Source organism: Paenibacillus sp. FSL H7-0918 (genome assembly GCF_038007025.1).
In the GTDB taxonomy this organism is placed as follows: domain Bacteria; phylum Bacillota; class Bacilli; order Paenibacillales; family Paenibacillaceae; genus Paenibacillus_AQ; species Paenibacillus_AQ odorifer.
The window spans coordinates 2,884,985-2,903,343 of sequence record NZ_JBBOWJ010000001.1; the positions used below are offsets into that span (position 1 = coordinate 2,884,985).

An 18,359-nucleotide genomic window follows, 5' to 3' on the forward strand; every position below is an offset into this window, starting at 1 on the left:
TAAAACAGCAAAAGAAGCCGTCCCGCGCGTAGAGAAAATCTACGTATGGGACGGCTTCTTAATGTTTCTTAATTAGAGATTATTATTTAGCTACAACTCCGCCATCAACCGGCAGCTCAACACCTGTAATGTAAGAAGCTTCATCAGAAGCCAAGAACAATACAGCTTCAGCTACTTCAGAAGCACGTCCAACACGTGGCAGCGCAGTCTGAGACATAAAGAAGCTATGCATTTTTTCGTTATTTACAAATTCAGCACTCATTGGGGTTTCGATAAATCCTGGGTGAACAGAGTTCACACGAATGTTATCTTTACCAAAGTCTACAGCTGCTGCTTTACTAAGCATACGAACTGCACCTTTTGAAGCTGTATAAGCACCAGCACCGCTGCTGCCAGTCAAACCTGCGATGGATGAAATATTAACGATGGAACCACCTTTATTGTTCTTCATTTGAGGAACAACATGCTTCATGCCAAGGAATACGCTGCTCACGTTGATGTTCATTACCTTGTTCCATTGATCAACAGTGGATTCGAGCAATTGAACCGGGAATGAGATCCCTGCATTGTTTACCAAAATGTCGATTTTCCCGAACTTGCTAATCACATCTTCTACAACCTTGATCCAGTCTTCTTCGGAAGCCACATTATGTGCATAAGCTGCTGCTTGACCACCATTTGCTTCAATTTCCTTCACAACTGCTTGTACGGCAGCCTCGTTAATATCAGTGGCTACAACTGTAGCACCTTCTTTGGACAATAAAAGGGCTTCTTCACGGCCCATGCCGCTGCCTGCACCTGTAATAATTGCTACTTTATTAGTTAGACGATTCATAATTAGGTCTCCTCTATAATCATATTGTGATATAATATTTGAGTGATGATAGTCACACTATCACTGTGATATACATCATATCATTTTTACAAAAGAACTACAACCACTCCTTGCTTAATCCAATAAACGGTGGATATAATACTAATAATTGAAAATCCCAATCAAAAAATGGAAGGGTCTAGCCCTCATGAATCCTAAAACACGATACGAAAAAGAAAGATCCGATGGTAAGCAGCAACGATTAATTACGATCCTCGAATCCGCAGAACGAGTATTATCACAAAAAGGAATCGAAAAGTCGACGATGCAAGATGTCGCAAGCGAAGCCAATATCGGGATTGCGACGTTATTTCGCTATTTTCCCAGAAAAGAAAAACTCGTAGTGGCTGTAGCCACCCGAATGCTGGAGCCTATGCTCGATCATTTTAAATACGTAGCTGACTTGCCCCTTACTTGTCTTGAACAAATCGAGAAATTATTTGATTTCTTTATTCAGGATCAAAATCATCTAAGTATTATTTTTATGGTCAATTTCGAAAGCTACGCCTCACACTCAAATGAACCTGTTGAGGATGTTCTGAGCTTCAATGCACTCAACCGCAAAATTTGGCATGAATACTCCAGGATCATTCAAAATGGGGTAGAAGACGGCTCTATTCGTGCGGGTCTCCCCGTAAAAGAGACCTTAATTACGCTCATGAATAGCTTTGCCCTCTTTTCCAGAAAACTAACGATGAAAAAAAACATTCTCCTGCTGGAATCGGATCTAGACTCCGACGATCAGCTTGAGCTGCTTAAACAAATTTTTCTGGATCATTTAAAAGCCTAAAAAGCGCCAGTTTCCTTAGGAGGGGAACTTGGCGCTTTTTCTATAGTCAAAACAAAAAGAGACATTTCCAAGGAAATTACCTCTATCCAGATTCAAGTTGCGACCTATATACTGCCTTCGTTAGCTAGTGAAATGGGCAGGTTGCGACGGGTGATTGTTGATAAAGAAAACGAGGGCTGAAATCATATTCTTTTAACGTACGATCATGCCAAATCGGTGTAGACGAGGGTGACATAGGCGGAATCAACCAGGACCAGCGCCCTGAGACTTGGCGCCCCTGCTCGTTCTCCTGTTGCTGGAATCGAACAAATTGATCTGCTGCTGTATGGTGATCCACGATGCTGACACCTGCTTGCTTGAAGGAATGCAGCACTGCGCGATTCAGCTCAAGAAGCGCCCGATCCTTCCAAAGCGTTGTGTTGCTGGAGCGATCCAGTCCCATCACATCAGCTATAGCTGGCAAAGTGTTGTATCGTCCGGTATCCCCCAAGTTACGCGAGCCGATTTCAGTCTCCATGTACCAACCGTTAAAAGGAGCAGCCGTGTACAGAATACCGCCAATTTCCAACTGCATGTCCGCGATAATGGGTACAGAATACCAACGAAGCTGAAGCTCAGCAAAACGTTCAATTTCAGGATGTGTTAACGGTACCTCCTGAATGAAGTGATCAGGAATAGGGAAAACGTAGGGATGCCCGTTGCCAATACTGATCACTAACGGCAACACATCATAATCGCCACCCGTTCCTTGCCAACCTAGTTGCTGGCACATTTTTGTGAATTCATCCGATGCCGGATCGCCTGCACGTCCGTGTTCTTCATCGCCAGGATAACCGGCATAACGAATCAATTGGTGGTTCCAGATCCGAATCCGCTGATTCGGATCTTCTCCGCTGCGGAAAACCGTGATGAGTGAACGAATACGTCCTCCGTTGTTCGCCTTTTCCAGATGTCGCAGCAACGCTTCAGCAACTTGTTCCTCAGTCTCTGCTTGGCGTTCATCGATTAGCTCAATGGATTGCCAAAAAAGACGCCCAATGCAGCGGCTATTATGGCGCCAGGCCATTCTTGCACCATGCGCTAATTCTTCCGTTGTATGTGTGTAACTGCCTGATTGGTTAATTTCCTCATGTACGGCTAGGATGCGATGATCCGTCTCGGCTTCAGACTTATCTAGTTCAGCGTAACATTGTCGAATGAAAGCTTCCGCCTGCCGGGTTAATTCTTCGATGTGCTTGCCATTCATATCCCTTATCCCCCATCTAAACCCTTGCTTAAACTCCAATCCAGTATAACATCCCTCTTCCTATGCCACATCTTTCAGGGAAAAGCGCATAAGAACAACCCGTGAAGCTTGGAGCTTCACAGGTTGTGGCAGGAACATTTAGCGCTCTGAACGTTTCCCTTGCTTATTCAATGAGGCAAGTCTGCTCTTATCCTCGGTCAACAGTTCTTCAGCCAACTCCACACCTTGAGGACCTAGCCAGTCCTGAGCTTGCTGAATCGCCTGCTCAGTATGTGCCAGGCGGTTCTCAGCCTGTGCCAAAGTCTGTTCTGTTGGATGACTAAGTGCCTGAGAGACAGAGAAATGAAGCTTGCCCAAAGAATTTTTGGCTTGAGTTACATTGTCATTCGCTTGCAGACTGGAATCGGGTTGTTTCATAAATGAAATACGCTCCCTTCTGAAATGCGCCTGTTCTCTTCTAGCATGGTTTGGGTGAAGTCATCTTATGCATTCACTATCTACTGGATAATGGATTGCATAAAGGACGTCATTTCATTACTCGCTTTATTCAGGCGCTCAATGACACCGCTGAATTCAGTGACCAATTCTGCTTGTGAGTGTGAAGAAGCAGAGATCGCTTCAATTTCTTGCTCCATTTGCTTAATGGACTTTTGAACATCACTCAGTGATTTTTCAATATTATGGGTTGCTTCTTTAGTGTTAACGGACAGTTTGCGTACTTCCGTAGCAACCACCCCAAAACCTGCCCCTTGCTCTCCTACACGCGCGGCTTCGATTGCCGCATTCAGCCCAAGCAGGTTCGTCTGCTCAGAAATCTCACGAATGAAGCCGGCAACCTTATTCACTTCTTGTGATTCTGTTACGGCTCTACGCGTATTATCTAATATTTGCTGCGAAGTAGCTGATAACTCCTGAGATTGGGCAGCTACGCTCTGCACCATCTCCATTAGATGACTGCTTATCTCATTAATCTCATCTGTGAATCCTTCAAGCTTATTCTCGTTCTCTAGTGTATAGGCAATGGCAAAAACCCCGATTACATCATCATCCGTTCCGTAGATAGGTACACATGTTGAGATTACAGGAGCTCCATAAATTTCTGCTGGGATTCGGTTAGAGCTTGCTATACCTTTCAGTCCATTTGAAAGCGACAGATCTTCAGGCGGGATAGGGTTACCCTTAACCAATCCGAGATCAATAACTTTACTTGGTGCGTAATAATGGAAGATCTCCCTGTCCGTGATTCCAATCATAATATCCTGCGAGTGAATCTTTTTGAAATAAGGTGCTGCGAGGACTAAGGCATCGATAATACTCATCTCTTCATCTCCCATATAAAAAAAATGTATATGTAGTTTTATCGTCACAATGGGTTATTAAATGAATATTGTCATAGTAGAGTAACAATCCCCACGTATGATTTGTTTATGAATACTATTAGCAGACGACAATTTCTACAGAAAAGCGCTCAAGTAACTCTAGGCCTTCTTGGAACAGCTGGTGCATCCGGTATCTATTCACATTGGATCGAACCCTACTGGCTGGAAATCAAATACGTAGATATTACACTCCCTAGACTTTCTCCAGCCTTCGATAAATTTCGTATCGTTCATTTTAGTGATTTACATCAGGGGGTATATTCCAAGCCGCAAGCTTTAACGGAGCTAGCGCAGCAAATTCAACATGTAAAGCCAGATCTGATCTGCTTCACCGGCGATTTATTAGATCATTCAGCCGATTATATTGCAGAAGCCGTAGCCTTGTGCTCTCAGTTGCGGGCTCCTTTTGGACAATTTGCAGTATTAGGCAATCATGATGCTTTTGGGACCAGAAAGGTTGTAACGAAAGGGCTAACACAATCGGGCTTCCACGTGCTCCATAATGAACATATCGTCCTAACCCAAGGTACGGACAAGCTCTATATTGCCGGAATAGATGATCCTTGGGTCGGAAAAGCAGACATCGCCCAAGCGCTGCTTCATATCCCGGAAGAGGCTTGCACAATTCTCCTGGCCCATGAACCTGATTTCGCCGATGACTTTTGTAAGCTGCCTATAGATCTGCAATTGTCTGGCCATAGCCACGGAGGCCAAGTGCGGTTTCCATTTGTCGGAGCTTTATATACCCCGCCTCACGGAAGTAAATATTCAAGTGGGTTATATCAACTGCCCAACAGCCAACTTCAGGTCTATACCACTCGCGGGATAGGAGTAACTCGTATGCCTGTTCGTTTTAATTGTCGTCCCGAGCTCACCGTAATTACTTTACATTCTTAATGCTAGTGTCTTAATCGTACAAAATGGTTAAAAAGTATATACCTTTTGCATATCTATGCAACAACACTGTAACCGTCTTTGTAATCAAATCTATTTGGGACCTAGGTATAATTGTAGGAGTGATAGAGGAAAAAATATCATATTGCAACTACATAAGCCCATCCTTGGGAAGGAGAGATTAAGTTATGAATAAAAGTATGAAATGGACCTCAGCCATCTTGGCTGCTGGAGTATTGCTTGGAGGGTCGGGACTAGTAGGAGGAACTTCAGTTCAAGCCGCAACTACCGGAGGAAATACGGTAAAACAAGCCGCACAGCAACCCTCTGTAGTGCTTAAATATAAAGGCCAGACCTTATCGCAGCAAGCGAAAATAGTAAACGGCAACACCATGATCCCTTTAACTGTACTACGGGATGCTTTTGGCCTCTCCATTAACTATAATGCAAGCACCAAAACTTATAGTGTAGGCAGCGATTCCATGAAGCTGGACATGGAGGTCTCAGATTACGGTGTTATTACAACCCTGAATGGCTATTACATTTATAGCATGACCGGCAGTCATGATGTGAAGGTCATCAACGACCGGATTTATGTTCCGTTCAAACTGTTGTCTGACTATTTAGGAGTGCAAGGCGTTTATAATCCTTCATTGAAATCACTTGATCTAAGTAAAAAAGTAATGAATGACATCAAAATTACCTCTGAAACCTTAGATAAGAGCAATAAAAATGCTAGTATCAAAGTGCAATATCCCAAAATCAGTGGCTTAACGGATGAAGTACAAACTAAGATTAATGCAATCTTCAAAAAACAAGCTGAACAATTCGTCGCAGAGAGTGAAGAACAGGCTAGCCGTAGAGATGGTACTATAGAGAATAAATATGACTTCTCTCAAACTTTTGTCGTCTCCTTTAACCGTGAAGGGGTTCTGAGCATCGTGACTGATCAATATGGCTATACTGGTGGAGCTCATGGTGGAGCCCTTCGTGAAGGATTTACCTTCTCGCTGAAAGACGGCAAACCAATTGAACTTAAGGACCTGCTGAAGGCAGAGCCAAACTACAAACAAAAATTAGATAAAATGTTGAAGGAAAGCACCAAGGAGCTAGCTTTTCCAGATACACCTGGCGGACTAACAGAAAAACCAAACTTCTACGTTTCCGAGAGTGGCCTTGCAATCTTCTACCAACAGTATGAAATTGCCCCTTATGCGGCTGGAATTCCTACGTACACCTTTAATTTCAGTTCAATATTACCAAAGGGAACTAACCCATTCGCTGCCTTCAAATAAACTTCTATTGTAAAAAAGAGCGTCACAGTCATTAGGACTGGGACGCTCTTTTGGTTTTACAGCTTAGGCTTCCAAACTTCCCGCCGGGCCGAAGAATTCATAATGAATTCTGTCTTCAGCCACCTTCCATTCCTTAAGAGCCTTATATATCGCCTTCATAAAAGGAGTCGGTCCGCAGAAATAGAATTCAGAGTTTACGTCTGTTACTTCTTGCAACCAAGCTAGATCAATATAACCTGTTTTATGGAACGTATCTCCTTCACTTGGAGTTTCATAACATACATAGGATCGTAGGGTAGGATGGGACTGCTCCAAATCCGCCACCATTTCTTTCATAGCATGCAAGCTTCCATTGATGGCTGCATGAATGTACGTTACCTCTCGTTCTGGCTGCGTAGCAATTAATGTCTCCAGCATACTTACCATAGGGGTTAGTCCAACCCCGCCACTGATAAGAACCACTGGACGATCACTATCTTTATTTAGTACGAAATCACCTGCTGGCGAGCTTACTTCCAATATAGCTCCCACTTGTACGACATCATGAAGGAAAGTAGATACGACTCCAGCCGGTTTATCCGGCCCTTCACCTTCCCGTTTAACTGTGATGCGGTAATACGACTGTCCCGGCGCACTGGACAAACTATAGTGGCGAACATGGGTGTATTCCTCTCCCTCAGGCTGAACACGAACCGTGATGTATTGACCCGGCAAGTAAGAAGCTATAGCCCCTCCATCCTCAGGAGAAAGGTAGAAGGAAGTAATAAGTTCACTTTCTTTAACCTTCTTAGTAACCACAAAGTTTCTAAATCCACTCCAACCCCCGGGAATTTCGGCAGCTTCACGATACTTCTCTGCTTCGACACCAATAAAGGCATCTGCGATCACGCCATACGCCTTTGCCCAAGCATCAATAATTTCCGGCGTCGCCGCATCGCCAAGTACTTGCCCAATAGCAGCTAACAAAGTCTCACCTACGATGGGATAATGTTCAGGTAATACGCCCAATGCCCGATGTTTCTCCGCAATCTGTTTTACCACAGGCAAAATATTTCCCAGCTGATCAATATTCATTGCCGCCGCGAGTACGGCGTTAGCAAGTGCAGTCTGCTGTTTACCTTCCCGTTGGTTGGCATGATTAAATATATTTAGTAACTCCGGATGATTTTCAAATAACATGCCATAGAAAGTAGTTGTGATGGTCTTCCCATGAACCTGCAATACGGGCACCGTTGATTTTATGATTTCAATGGTTTGTTGATCTAACATCTAAATACCCTCTTTCCTGCAATAAATTAATTCCTCTATAAAAAGCATATAGAAGCTGCACATGCCGGAGTGTGCGTTCAATCACACGGGAAATTGAAAAAATGTGAACGATTCAACAATCGCAATGATATCCATCACAATAATGCACCCGAAATCAAAAAAAACTATCCAAGCAGCCATAATAGCTTCCGGGATAGCTTTTTATCTTATTATTTTGACAGCTCCACAAAACCTTCTCCGAATACATCTCTTACATCGTGGATGGTAATAAACGCCTCTTTATCAATGGATTTGACGATTTTCTTAAGCATAGTCACTTCCTGCTTGCTAATCACAATATACAGCAGCTCTTTAGGTGTCTTGGTATAGTACCCACGGCCATATATTACTGTGACGCCTCTATCCATAATTCCATTAACCTGTTCAGCAATTTTGTCCTGCTCTTGGGATACAATCGTAACAGCCTTCTTAGGGTTCACTCCCTCAATAATAAAGTCCATTATCTTAGTGGCTACATAGAGCATCACGATCGTAAACATCAGACTTTGTACTCCAATGATGAAATACGAAGCGAACACCACAATTAAATCGACGAGCAGTAGCGCGTAACTAACATTCCAGTCCAAATATTTATGTAGAATTCTGGCGATGATGGTTGACCCTGCAGTCGTTCCACCCACTCGTATAATTAGCCCGATACCCACACCTGAGAAGATACCCCCGAATATTGCATTAATTATCAACTCATCGCTGCCAATATTCCAATTTTTCGTAAGAATCAGGAATAACGAATTGAAAAACACCGCAATAATCGTGTATACCGTCGTAGTTTTGTCTAGAAATTTGTACCCCACAATTAATAATAAAGCGTTAAGAATCAAACTAACAATACCGGGTGACCACTGATACAAATAGTAAGTAATCATAGTCAGTCCCGTGACCCCGCCTTCACCGAACTCGTTCGGAATCACAAACAAATTAACGGCCAAGGAGAATAACAAAGCTCCTACAATGATGGAAACAATATCCGAAATACGCTTTTTCATACCATGCCCCTTCTACCCTAGATCTATATCCACAAATACTAACACCGCTTTGATATAGATGCAATCCATCCGAAAGAAGTCAACAGTCTATAGATACAGTAACCAGCCACCCCGCCGCCAGTGTTCAAAATAAGATCATCCACATCAAAGGTGCCGATATACAATACTAATTGTGTGAATTCAAAACAGAAGCTCAGCGCCAGCGAGAGGAAGAAAACTCTTCGAAACAGCCTTACTTTTTGCGATAACAGCATGGGCACCAAGATCCCAAACGGAATAAAGGCCAACAAATTCCCTACTAAATTAATCGATGAAAAAGGATCTGAAAGCGACAGATCGTCCATCCCCCGGGAGATCTCCTTAAAAGGGATATAGTTGCCTCGCCGATTAAAAATCCGGTCTGGATGTTCAAACATACGTCCCGCTTGCTCCCAAAGCGATAATAAGTTCACCGGTGCACCTTTAAATAAAATAATTCGGATTAAAAAATACATATAGACGATAAATATCGCTGCCAGCAAAAGGTTTATAGCAGACTTTTTTTTCGGCTCTTTAGTCATTAATATGTAGTAACAATTATGCCATCCATGTTATCGCCTGACGTCATATATTGCCCTTCCTGTGGAATTTTGATCGTAGTGTATTTGGATACCGGAAAATAACTTACTGTATAAGCTTTGCCGTCTACTGTTGTTGAAATCTCTTTGTTCTCTTTCAAGAAATCCAAATATTGTTCTAGCACAAGCCCCTTCTCATGAATAATGGCGCTGTGCGGCAACCCTACATAACGGAAATGCCAGGGTTCATATTTTATCCCCGTAATCTCGGTTTTGTCTTTCGGATAGCGAAGAATAAAGCCGTATTTCCAGGCATTTTTTTGCAGCCATTTCCCTTCAGGCGCTTTACTCATTTCTGATTGGGACGACCCGATATCCAGAGATAATCCTAAATTATGTTCACTATATTGCGCCGGTAAAGCATAGTCCGAACCTTTTTCCTGATATAATTTCTCTTGCTCTTCAAAGTCCCTGTACCCGCTGCTAATTAAAAAATGATTCACACCCTCTTTTTCGGCAGCTTTGACCATCTTATTGAATTTATGCGCTACACTTTCAGACAAACGAATCGAGGTATCCAGCAGCCCATAACCCTGCACCAGATCCGCCTGCTCATATAAGGTCACGATATCAGATTTCACACTATCCTCATGTACCGGGTATTGTTTGTTCACCAGCAACAAATCCCCTTGATACACTTGATCTTGTGTTACTACCTCTAAACTATTGTTATTTCTAATAGATTCTTTGCGAATCTTATCATCGTATCCTAAATTACCCGTATTCGGTAAATAACGAGCCGCTGCATACCCAAGCAACAACACAACCAACGCCAAAAAGCCCCACTTCTTCATCAGCAATGTCCTCCCATTTCCTTGATAGGAATAGAATAACGAAGACACTTTAAAGAAAAAGCAGGACAAATATAAAGTTTTTCTTAAAATAAATAAATCTCACGGGCTTTACCCATTAAAAGTATATCCAACGCCCCAGATCGTCTTAATGAATTTATTCTTATTGATGTCTTCACCGAGCTTTTTGCGCAAGGTACGGATATGCACCATGACCGTGTTCCCACTCTCATAATAAGCATCGCCCCATACCTGTTGAAAAATGTTTTCCGCACTAAACACCTGCTTAGGATGGCTGACCAATAAGTGCAAAATATCAAACTCTTTTGGAGTTAGCTCAATAACCTCACCATAAAGAGTAACCGTATGCTCATCCGGTGAAATCATCAATCCCCGAACCTCTAGCACCGATTTAGGTATGGCAGCGGGCTGACTGAATTGTATGGAGCGCCGCAACTGGGAATTGACCCGGGCGACCAGCTCCATTGGGTTAAACGGTTTGGTCATATAATCATCTGCGCCCATAACCAGTCCGGTGATTTTATCAAGATCGGAAGTTTTAGCACTCAGAAAAATAATCGGCAGATGATGATGCTCCCGAATATGGCGGGTGACCTCGTAACCATCCAGCCCCGGCATCATGATATCCAGAATCGCCAAATCTATCGTTTGCGACTCAATGGCTTGTACCGCTGCCCTTCCATCGGACACTTTGAGGATATGATACCCCTCTTTTTGCAAATGCAAGGCCACCAAGTCGGCAATTTCCGCCTCATCATCCGCAATTAAAATGGTGATGCGCTTCATCTATTTTTCACTCCTATAGGTTGTGCTGTACACTCTTCATCCATTATACCCTAAACTCAAAAACCACTCCTAGAAAGAAGTGGTTTCCGATTAAATCTATGATTTATATAGTCTATTTCCTTTTATTATAGCTGTCTAACAATAGCTCTAATGAAACCCCATTTACTGTGACGCCTGAAAGATTGCAGTCTCTTATATCTACATTCGAAAGATCACAATCTACAAAGGATGTCCCGTTCAGCTGGCATCGCTCAAACTTATTGCCTTTACCGTACAAATGAATATCGTGGAAATAAGCCTCCCCTAGTTCACTATTACTAACCTCTATTTCCCACAGCCCCACTTCATTAAACTTAACAGAATGCATATTGATGTCATTAAAGGTAGTACTGCTCATATTAATATTATCGAATCCGGTCCCCTCCATATTTACATTGGAGAAGTTTGTTTTATGCATATCAATATCATCAAATTCACTCTGGCCCATAGCCACACGACGAAAATTCGTTTCAGTCATTCTTTCATCCTGAAAGACTCTCTTCTTAAATTCGTCCTGTAATTTGTTTTCACTAAGATTATTATTCACTGTACTCAACATCTCCCTTTTTAAGATCGCTCTTGATCTGCGGAGTCTACTCTCAACAGCTTCGCTGGATAAATCAAGGAAATCGGCGATTTCCCTGACCTTGTAACTGTCGATATAGTAGAGAATTGTGACTATACGGTTAGCTTCTGATAGGGTGTTTAAGGCTTTCCACACATCTTGCTGGAGTTCTTTTCTGAGCAGCTGATCTTCGGTAGATTCTGGCTGCGGAACCTCCATTTTTTGCATGAATTCGTAAGCAGTTTTCTTTTTATTTGACCTAAACCAATCCATGCATTCCCGTGCAGTAACCGCATATAACCAACTGGCGAGTTTCTCAGGCTCCTTTAAGTTAGGTAATTTGCGATAGGTTTTAACAAAAACCTCTTGGGCAATGTCTTGTGCGGTATGAAAATCACCCAATTTACCATAAGCAACCCCGTATACTGCATTGGAATATTTGCCGATAAGTACACTGAATGCATCCATGTCACCTTTACACACCTTATCTACCAGTTCTGCGTCTGTACAAGTCACTATTTTCCTCCTTAACATCAAGCTCATAACATAGACGGAAAAGAGACTCAAAAACCGTCTTTATGCCTGCAAATAATTTTTAATGGAGAGGGGATTTCAACTTTTCTTCACCGTGATAATTATAGCCTAATTATTACCTAGCTAAAACAATCTGCGAGCCGTCACCAAACGTTTCTTCCACTTGTCACTTAAGGCTTCATAATGAACGCCAAGCTCCTTGGAGTACGTATGTAGGATCTGATTATTTCCCGCGTAAATCGCCACATGCCCAATATCGAGTCCTCGTGCACTGAAGAATAACAGGTCCCCTTTGCGCAGCTCGTTAATTCCAACCTCTTTGCCCTCTTTGGCCTGATTGTAAGAGACACGTGGCAGGTCAATTGCCAACACATCCTTAAATACATGTCCTACAAAAGAAGAACAGTCAAAGGTAGATGTCTGGTCAGTAGCAGCACCAAATTCATAAGGTGTTCCCAGATATTTTTCTCCGTAAGCAAGCAGCTCGCTTCCCTGCCGCTCTACAAGAGCCGTACTAGTATAATTGCTATATTTGGGTTTAGCAGATATATAGCCACTCTTGTTATCTTGTGTTCGCACTTCTAACCATAAAGCATCTACTTCTCTAAACACATGTACCTTATCTCCTGCTGACAACATTTGCTGCACTGTTGATTGGGCTGACGAGTCTGGCAAACTTCGCAGGTTAACCCCATATAGAATTGTCGTATCGTAATCCACTGCCGAGTAGATACGAACGGCACGAGTAGTGGTATCCCACTTCACAGTGCTGCCCAAAGCTTCGCTGACAAAACGCAGTGGCATCATCGTATAACCGCCGGCAATCTGGCCGGGAACCGTTACACTTAAGGACTGGCCATTTTTATTCGCTGCCTGATCACCAATACGATAGGTCAGCACCAGGTCTCCCTTGGTTGCCTTAACGGTCTTGGTATCATTATTCCAAGTAATCTTTGCCCCCTGAGCTTCAAATAACTTGCGCATAGGGACTAGTACTGTATCGTTTACTAACAAGGGCTGAGCCCCCAATTGTAGCTGTTGATCATCCAGATAGACGGCTGTAACCGGAGTCTGAGGCGTTGTCGCCGCATAGGCCGGAGCAGTATAGAGCATAGATGTAAGTAGTAAAAGTAACATAGCTTTCTTTTGAAATTTCATGATGTCATCACCTCGTTGATTGATATGTACACCTATTGTTACTAAAAAAAGGGTGATTAGTTTTGTTACAAATTTTGGGGTAAGCATCTACCTACGGCATAAGCACCTAAAAAAAAGAGGACTACGATCACCTTTCGGTATCATAGTCCTCTTTTTAAATATGCCTCATGGAGCCGGCTAGACAGGTTCCTCAACTTCAAAAATGGAATCAATAATGATCGGAAGATTATCCCTTACAGAAACAGCACCCAATACAGAACGAGCATGAACACCCTTGTCTCCGAACACCTCAAGCATTAAATCTGAACAACCATTAAGCACTTTATGATGTTCTTCAAAAAGGGGATCTGCATTAACGAAGCCTTGAATTTTGACTACTCTTTTCACTTTGTCCAAAGAACCTAAAGCTGTCTTCAGGACGGCAAGGATTTCTATACCCGTTAAACGTGCAAAATGGTAGCCTTCCTCGGTAGTGTAATCTTGTCCCAGCTTCCCTTTGGGATGGCCCGCTGGTCCTTTTCCCGACACAAAACATAAACCATTAACAATTACGTAGTTAGCGTATTTTGCCGCCGGTTCACTAGCCTCAGGCAGAACAACTCCTAATGCTTCGAGTCTGCTCGCTATAGTGTGCTCTGTCATATCCATCTCCCCCTCCATTATCAACAGCTTCAATAATTAAGTAAGATCATAGTTACTACTTAGCTTCAACCTCTGCTTCCCATCTCGATATCTCAGAGCGAACAATGGGTGCTACTTGGGTACCCAATAGCTCAATGGCTCTCATTACATCCTTATGAGGCATTGTGCCAAGCGGCACATGCAGCATAAAACGTGTGATGCCTACTTGCTTGCGCAGGTGAATGATTTTCTCAGCAACGGTCTCTGGGTCACCTACATACAAGGCACCTTCAAATCTACGCGCCGCATCATAGCTTGCACGGGTGTATTGACCCCATCCGCGTTCCCGGCCAATAACATTCATACTAGCTTGTGTAGAAGGGAAGAACATATCGGCAGCCTGCTGATTGTCCTCTGCAATGAAGCCGTGCGAGTGCGAAGCAACGGGCAGCTTCGATACATCATGTCCCGCTTGCGCTGCAGCCTTCTTATAGAGCTTCACGAGCGGAGCAAACTGTAGCGGACTGCCGCCAATGATAGCCAGCACAAGCGGTAACCCTAGTAGACCTGCACGAATTACGGATTCTGTATTTCCTCCGCTGCCAATCCATACTGGCAATGGATTCTGCACGGGACGCGGATAAATCCCCAGATTATTAATGGCAGGACGGTGCACGCCGCTCCAGGTTATTTTTTCGGATTCCCGTATTTTGAGCAGCAAGTCCAGCTTCTCATCGAACAGCTCATCATAATGATTCAAATCATACCCAAACAGCGGGAACGATTCAATAAAAGAACCCCGGCCTGCCATGATCTCTGCGCGTCCATTCGAGATTCCATCCAGGGTAGCGAAATCCTGAAACACACGTACGGGGTCATCAGAGGAAAGTACTGTAACCGCACTGGTTAGCCGAATCCGTGTCGTCTGTGAGGCCGCCGCAGCCAGTAAAACTGCTGGAGAAGACGCCGCATAATCTTTGCGATGATGTTCGCCCACGCCAAATATATCTAAACCCACCTGATCTGCAAGCACAATCTCCTCTACAACCTCGCGCAATCGCTGCGCATGACTTATCACTTCACCCGTCTGAACATCCGGTGTTGTTTCTACGAACGTGCTTATTCCTATTTCCACTTACAAATCCCCCTTAACTATAATTTCCTCTTTAAATTGTTTGTTTGATTATAACACAAGTTAAGGTTAAAAAAGCTAGTCATTCTGTCCAACCCCAGTTTCCCGGGAAACTCATCCTTAAAATTTGCAAAACCACGCTTACAAATAGAGGATTTTGAAGGAATATGTTGAAAGACTCTTAAACAAATAGCGGTTGTCGTAGAACAAATAATCATATGGCAAACGAATAAAATTCAAGGTAACATGAAAGAACTGTTAACCGGGTGGGAGAAGGTGTCACTGAAATGAATATCATGACATGGATTGATTTGTTATTATTTTTTGTTTTGTTCGCTTTGTTCATCTACATATTTGCGTCTGTAACTATCACTAACCTACATAAAGCATACTTAGTTTTTCATTTTACTATGATGTTATGGCCCTTCTGCCAATTCGCTATCAAAACGACCGACGATCCCAAGTTTCAATTGTTTTATGTAAAGCTCGCTTTTATCGACTCGGTTCTGTTAACGATTGGCTGGCTTCTGTTCACGGTACTACTCACCGGGAATTCACATCTTCTTCGAAAAAAGAACACATTGATCCTATACATTCTCGCAGCTTTGATCTTAGTAGGGGTGATCGCCAATCCAAACGGAAGTTTTGTTCTCCCTATGAATGGCGGATATATCGAAAGATATTATGGTCCGATTTTTTGGCTGCTTATTATCTTCTTAACCACCAGCGTAATGATTTCTCTGTATATCATCTATTCAGCGCTAGTCTCAAACACTACACAGCGGATCAAAAAACAAGTTGCTCATGTGCTCAAAGGGGTGCTGGTGCTAACGGTATTTATTTTATTGGATGTTTTTCTTAATGTGGTATTGCTTAAATCTGATCCAGTTATTCCAGGGCTGACCTCTCTGGGGATCTTAATCTCGGCAATCTTTTTCGTAATTGCTATCCATCGGGATAAAATATTTGATCTCGTAACCATCGCCCATCAGGATATCATTGACACCATTACAGAAGGAATTCTTGTACTGGATGATAGTGAGACTGTAGTAGAAATCAATCGCTCGCTTTTTCCAAAAATCCATCTGCAAATCGGTGCTCACTTTGACGTGTCGACCATCGCACCCATAGAGCAAACTTCCGGAGCTTTCGATTTATTCCTTCATACATACTTGAACCAGCCCATGGAGAGGACTGAGGTTGAACTATTCTACACCTCACTCGATGCATACATTAACATTACTGCGGCGCCGATTGTGGTAGGTGGAATCAGGGTTGGACGCATTCTCACTTTTCAGGACAGAAGCGAGCTGCATCGCCTCATAGCCGAGACCAATCACCAGAACGAGACCCTGCAAGAGCGTAATGCTGCATTAACTGAAATCCAGGATGAATTATCGCAGACTAACCAAAAACTTAAGCAGATGGCCATAACGGACAGCCTAACCGGTTGTTATAATCGTCATTACTTAACGTTGCACTTAGAGCATGAGATCATAGAAAATATGAAACTCAAGCAGCCTTTTGCTATCATCCTTCTGGATATCGACTTTTTCAAAACAGTGAATGATAATTACGGCCATTTAATCGGTGATGTCGTCATTTGCAGCACGGTAGAGGTAATTAAAAAAACGTTGAGGGAGACGGATGTTCTGGCGCGTTATGGCGGAGAAGAATTTATCATTTACTTACCAAATACAGATCAAACACAAGCAAACCACTTAGCAAAACATATCAAATCTATAATAGAAGCTAATAAAGTACATGTAGAGGATGTTGCTCATTCCCTCTCGATTACTGTTAGTATGGGACTGCTGTCCATTAGTAATTTTGCAGCACAATATACAGAAAGCCTGACCAATCAACTAAATGATTTATTCGAATCAGTGGACAAAGCCTTATATCAAGCCAAAAATGCCGGACGAAATCAGATTGTTGAGATTAATAGATAACGTTTAAAATAAAGAATCAGCCTACTTCTGTTGAAGTTAAGCTGATTTTTATTTTTTAGATCTTTTTAACAAACTCGGACTTTAATTTCATAGCTCCAAAACCATCGATTTTGCAATCAATATCATGATCTCCGTCCACTAAACGGATGTTTTTCACCTTTGTTCCTATCTTCAGAACGGATGAGCTTCCTTTTACTTTAAGGTCTTTAATAATAGTTATAGCATCTCCATCATTTAAAATATTTCCGTTGGCATCTCTGACAACCTTGTTCTCTTCACTGCTTTCAGCCTCTGTGTCGAGGCTCCACTCATGCGCACATTCCGGGCAGACGAGCAAACTACCATCTTCATAAGTGTATTCTGAATTACATTTCGGGCAATTTGGCAAAGTTGACATCAAAGTGTCCTCCATTCGTTAATGTAAATCTAGTTGTGGTTCCAGTGCATAGCCTCAAAAGTATATTTCATATTTGGTAAGGTTTCCACTAGATATCAGCAGTAAGTTTGTCTAGATTTCGACAGCGGACAGTAATTCTCAAATATTGTCTTGTATATTTTTTCCTAATTCAATAAGATGGAAATGTCGAATTTTTATGTAAATACATAGGAGAGTGAGTAATGATAAGTCGCAGAAGTGTTGCATTCGCCATTATTTTGTCATTAATTACATGTGGGCTCTATACAATCTATTGGTTTATTGTTCTAACCAATGAGGTAGGCGAACTGAGTGGAGACTATACATTTACAGGAGGAAAACATTTCCTTCTAACGTTGGTTACGTGCGGGATCTGGAGCTTCATTTGGGCCTATCAGGTAGGTAAACATATTGCTGAAGCTCAAAGACAGCGCGGCCAATACCCGTCAGATAATTCAGTGCTTTATGTGATCCTGACACTCTTTGGCCTGGGTATTGTCACGTATGCCTTGGTACAATCCGATGTTAATAAACTGGTATAAGTTTACGATTTATAAAAGGACACACCCTAAACTATTTTGGGGTGTGTCCTTAAGTCTCGTCGGCGTAGTATATCTCAAAGCATGGATACCCTTAACCAATATTAGTATCCCTTGTCCATTTCATGAATGGACTGGATTGTATTGTCCCGGATGTGGAGTCACAAGAGTTATTCTTTCCTTGCTGAAGTTCGACGTTATTCAAGCGTTTAGATTTAACCCGTTGCTGTTTATTTTAGCACCTCTGTATATGTTGTATTGGATTACTAATAAGAAGCAAATCCGGCCTCTTAGCCAGGCAATTATGGCTATAATGTTGATTCTGACCGTTACATTTGGAATACTGAGGAATCTCCCGCTGTTTGAATATTTGGCCCCGACAGTAATTCGTTAACA

20 protein-coding genes are annotated in these 18,359 nt (G+C 42.6%); 6 read left to right on the plus strand and 14 right to left on the minus strand.

What is annotated here, in order from left to right:
• Positions 1-82 precede the first annotated feature (82 nt).
• On the minus strand, positions 83-835 hold the full coding sequence (locus MHI15_RS13015; protein WP_038573803.1) for an SDR family NAD(P)-dependent oxidoreductase: 753 nt from the start codon (positions 833-835) through the stop codon (positions 83-85).
• Positions 836-1,022: 187 nt separating this feature from the next.
• Between MHI15_RS13015 and MHI15_RS13020 the strand changes: the two genes are divergently transcribed.
• Entirely contained in the window at positions 1,023-1,664 is a 642-nt protein-coding gene (locus MHI15_RS13020) for a TetR/AcrR family transcriptional regulator (RefSeq protein WP_076124124.1), read from the plus strand.
• Positions 1,665-1,788: 124 nt separating this feature from the next.
• Here MHI15_RS13020 and MHI15_RS13025 read toward each other — a convergent pair whose 3' ends face one another.
• The 3 genes from MHI15_RS13025 to MHI15_RS13035 form a co-directional block, all read right to left on the minus strand.
• Positions 1,789-2,910, minus strand: a complete 1,122-nt coding sequence (locus MHI15_RS13025) for a nitric oxide synthase oxygenase (protein WP_076307563.1) — start codon at positions 2,908-2,910, stop codon at positions 1,789-1,791.
• Positions 2,911-3,048: 138 nt separating this feature from the next.
• Positions 3,049-3,327 (minus strand): hypothetical protein, encoded by a 279-nt coding sequence (locus MHI15_RS13030; protein ID WP_038573810.1) that lies wholly within the window; start codon positions 3,325-3,327, stop codon positions 3,049-3,051.
• Positions 3,328-3,407: 80 nt separating this feature from the next.
• The gene (locus MHI15_RS13035; RefSeq protein WP_036682244.1) at positions 3,408-4,229 is read right to left on the minus strand and encodes a methyl-accepting chemotaxis protein; all 822 of its coding nucleotides are present in this window, start codon (positions 4,227-4,229) and stop codon (positions 3,408-3,410) included.
• A 108-nt stretch (positions 4,230-4,337) separates the two neighbouring features.
• Between MHI15_RS13035 and MHI15_RS13040 the strand changes: the two genes are divergently transcribed.
• Both MHI15_RS13040 and MHI15_RS13045 read left to right on the plus strand, forming a co-directional pair.
• Positions 4,338-5,186, plus strand: coding sequence for a metallophosphoesterase (locus MHI15_RS13040; RefSeq protein WP_076301503.1), 849 nt, complete (start codon positions 4,338-4,340; stop codon positions 5,184-5,186).
• A gap of 185 nt (positions 5,187-5,371) precedes the next feature.
• Entirely contained in the window at positions 5,372-6,478 is a 1,107-nt protein-coding gene (locus MHI15_RS13045; protein WP_076301504.1) for a PdaC/SigV domain-containing protein, read from the plus strand.
• 63 nt (positions 6,479-6,541) lie between these two features.
• On the opposite strand, the gene hmpA is transcribed toward MHI15_RS13045, so the two are convergent.
• The 9 genes from hmpA to MHI15_RS13090 all read right to left on the minus strand — a co-directional run bounded on the left by hmpA (position 6,542) and on the right by MHI15_RS13090 (position 15,060).
• Positions 6,542-7,747 (minus strand): NO-inducible flavohemoprotein, encoded by a 1,206-nt coding sequence (gene hmpA / locus MHI15_RS13050; RefSeq protein ID WP_076181862.1) that lies wholly within the window; start codon positions 7,745-7,747, stop codon positions 6,542-6,544.
• Between the two features lie 209 nt (positions 7,748-7,956).
• Positions 7,957-8,793: a YitT family protein gene (locus MHI15_RS13055; protein ID WP_036682251.1), complete on the minus strand. Its 837-nt coding sequence runs from the start codon at positions 8,791-8,793 to the stop codon at positions 7,957-7,959.
• A 38-nt stretch (positions 8,794-8,831) separates the two neighbouring features.
• Complete coding sequence (locus MHI15_RS13060; RefSeq protein WP_076124132.1) at positions 8,832-9,353, minus strand: VanZ family protein; 522 nt, start codon at positions 9,351-9,353, stop codon at positions 8,832-8,834.
• Complete coding sequence (locus tag MHI15_RS13065) at positions 9,353-10,204, minus strand: M15 family metallopeptidase (protein WP_076124134.1); 852 nt, start codon at positions 10,202-10,204, stop codon at positions 9,353-9,355. The genes MHI15_RS13060 and MHI15_RS13065 overlap by 1 nt, the downstream gene beginning before the upstream one ends.
• Before the next feature lie 108 nt (positions 10,205-10,312).
• Positions 10,313-11,008, minus strand: coding sequence for a response regulator transcription factor (locus MHI15_RS13070; protein ID WP_076124136.1), 696 nt, complete (start codon positions 11,006-11,008; stop codon positions 10,313-10,315).
• A 112-nt stretch (positions 11,009-11,120) separates the two neighbouring features.
• A complete protein-coding gene (locus tag MHI15_RS13075) occupies positions 11,121-12,128 on the minus strand; it encodes a sigma-70 family RNA polymerase sigma factor (RefSeq protein ID WP_076307566.1) in 1,008 nt (335 codons plus the stop codon).
• A 141-nt stretch (positions 12,129-12,269) separates the two neighbouring features.
• The gene (locus MHI15_RS13080) at positions 12,270-13,304 is read right to left on the minus strand and encodes a C40 family peptidase (RefSeq protein ID WP_076124139.1); all 1,035 of its coding nucleotides are present in this window, start codon (positions 13,302-13,304) and stop codon (positions 12,270-12,272) included.
• A 177-nt stretch (positions 13,305-13,481) separates the two neighbouring features.
• Positions 13,482-13,946, minus strand: a complete 465-nt coding sequence (locus tag MHI15_RS13085) for a RidA family protein (protein WP_076132951.1) — start codon at positions 13,944-13,946, stop codon at positions 13,482-13,484.
• Positions 13,947-14,001: 55 nt separating this feature from the next.
• Complete coding sequence (locus tag MHI15_RS13090; protein ID WP_076278251.1) at positions 14,002-15,060, minus strand: LLM class flavin-dependent oxidoreductase; 1,059 nt, start codon at positions 15,058-15,060, stop codon at positions 14,002-14,004.
• A gap of 284 nt (positions 15,061-15,344) precedes the next feature.
• Between MHI15_RS13090 and MHI15_RS13095 the strand changes: the two genes are divergently transcribed.
• Positions 15,345-17,009 (plus strand): histidine kinase N-terminal 7TM domain-containing diguanylate cyclase, encoded by a 1,665-nt coding sequence (locus tag MHI15_RS13095; protein WP_076124145.1) that lies wholly within the window; start codon positions 15,345-15,347, stop codon positions 17,007-17,009.
• 55 nt (positions 17,010-17,064) lie between these two features.
• On the opposite strand, the gene MHI15_RS13100 is transcribed toward MHI15_RS13095, so the two are convergent.
• On the minus strand, positions 17,065-17,406 hold the full coding sequence (locus tag MHI15_RS13100) for a zinc ribbon domain-containing protein YjdM (RefSeq protein WP_036682263.1): 342 nt from the start codon (positions 17,404-17,406) through the stop codon (positions 17,065-17,067).
• Positions 17,407-17,627: 221 nt separating this feature from the next.
• Between MHI15_RS13100 and MHI15_RS13105 the strand changes: the two genes are divergently transcribed.
• Together MHI15_RS13105 and MHI15_RS13110 are read left to right on the plus strand one after the other, a co-directional pair.
• Entirely contained in the window at positions 17,628-17,966 is a 339-nt protein-coding gene (locus tag MHI15_RS13105) for a DUF4234 domain-containing protein (protein WP_051491231.1), read from the plus strand.
• Positions 17,947-18,357: a DUF2752 domain-containing protein gene (locus MHI15_RS13110; protein ID WP_076124149.1), complete on the plus strand. Its 411-nt coding sequence runs from the start codon at positions 17,947-17,949 to the stop codon at positions 18,355-18,357. The genes MHI15_RS13105 and MHI15_RS13110 overlap by 20 nt, the downstream gene beginning before the upstream one ends.
• Positions 18,358-18,359: the final 2 nt, after the last annotated feature.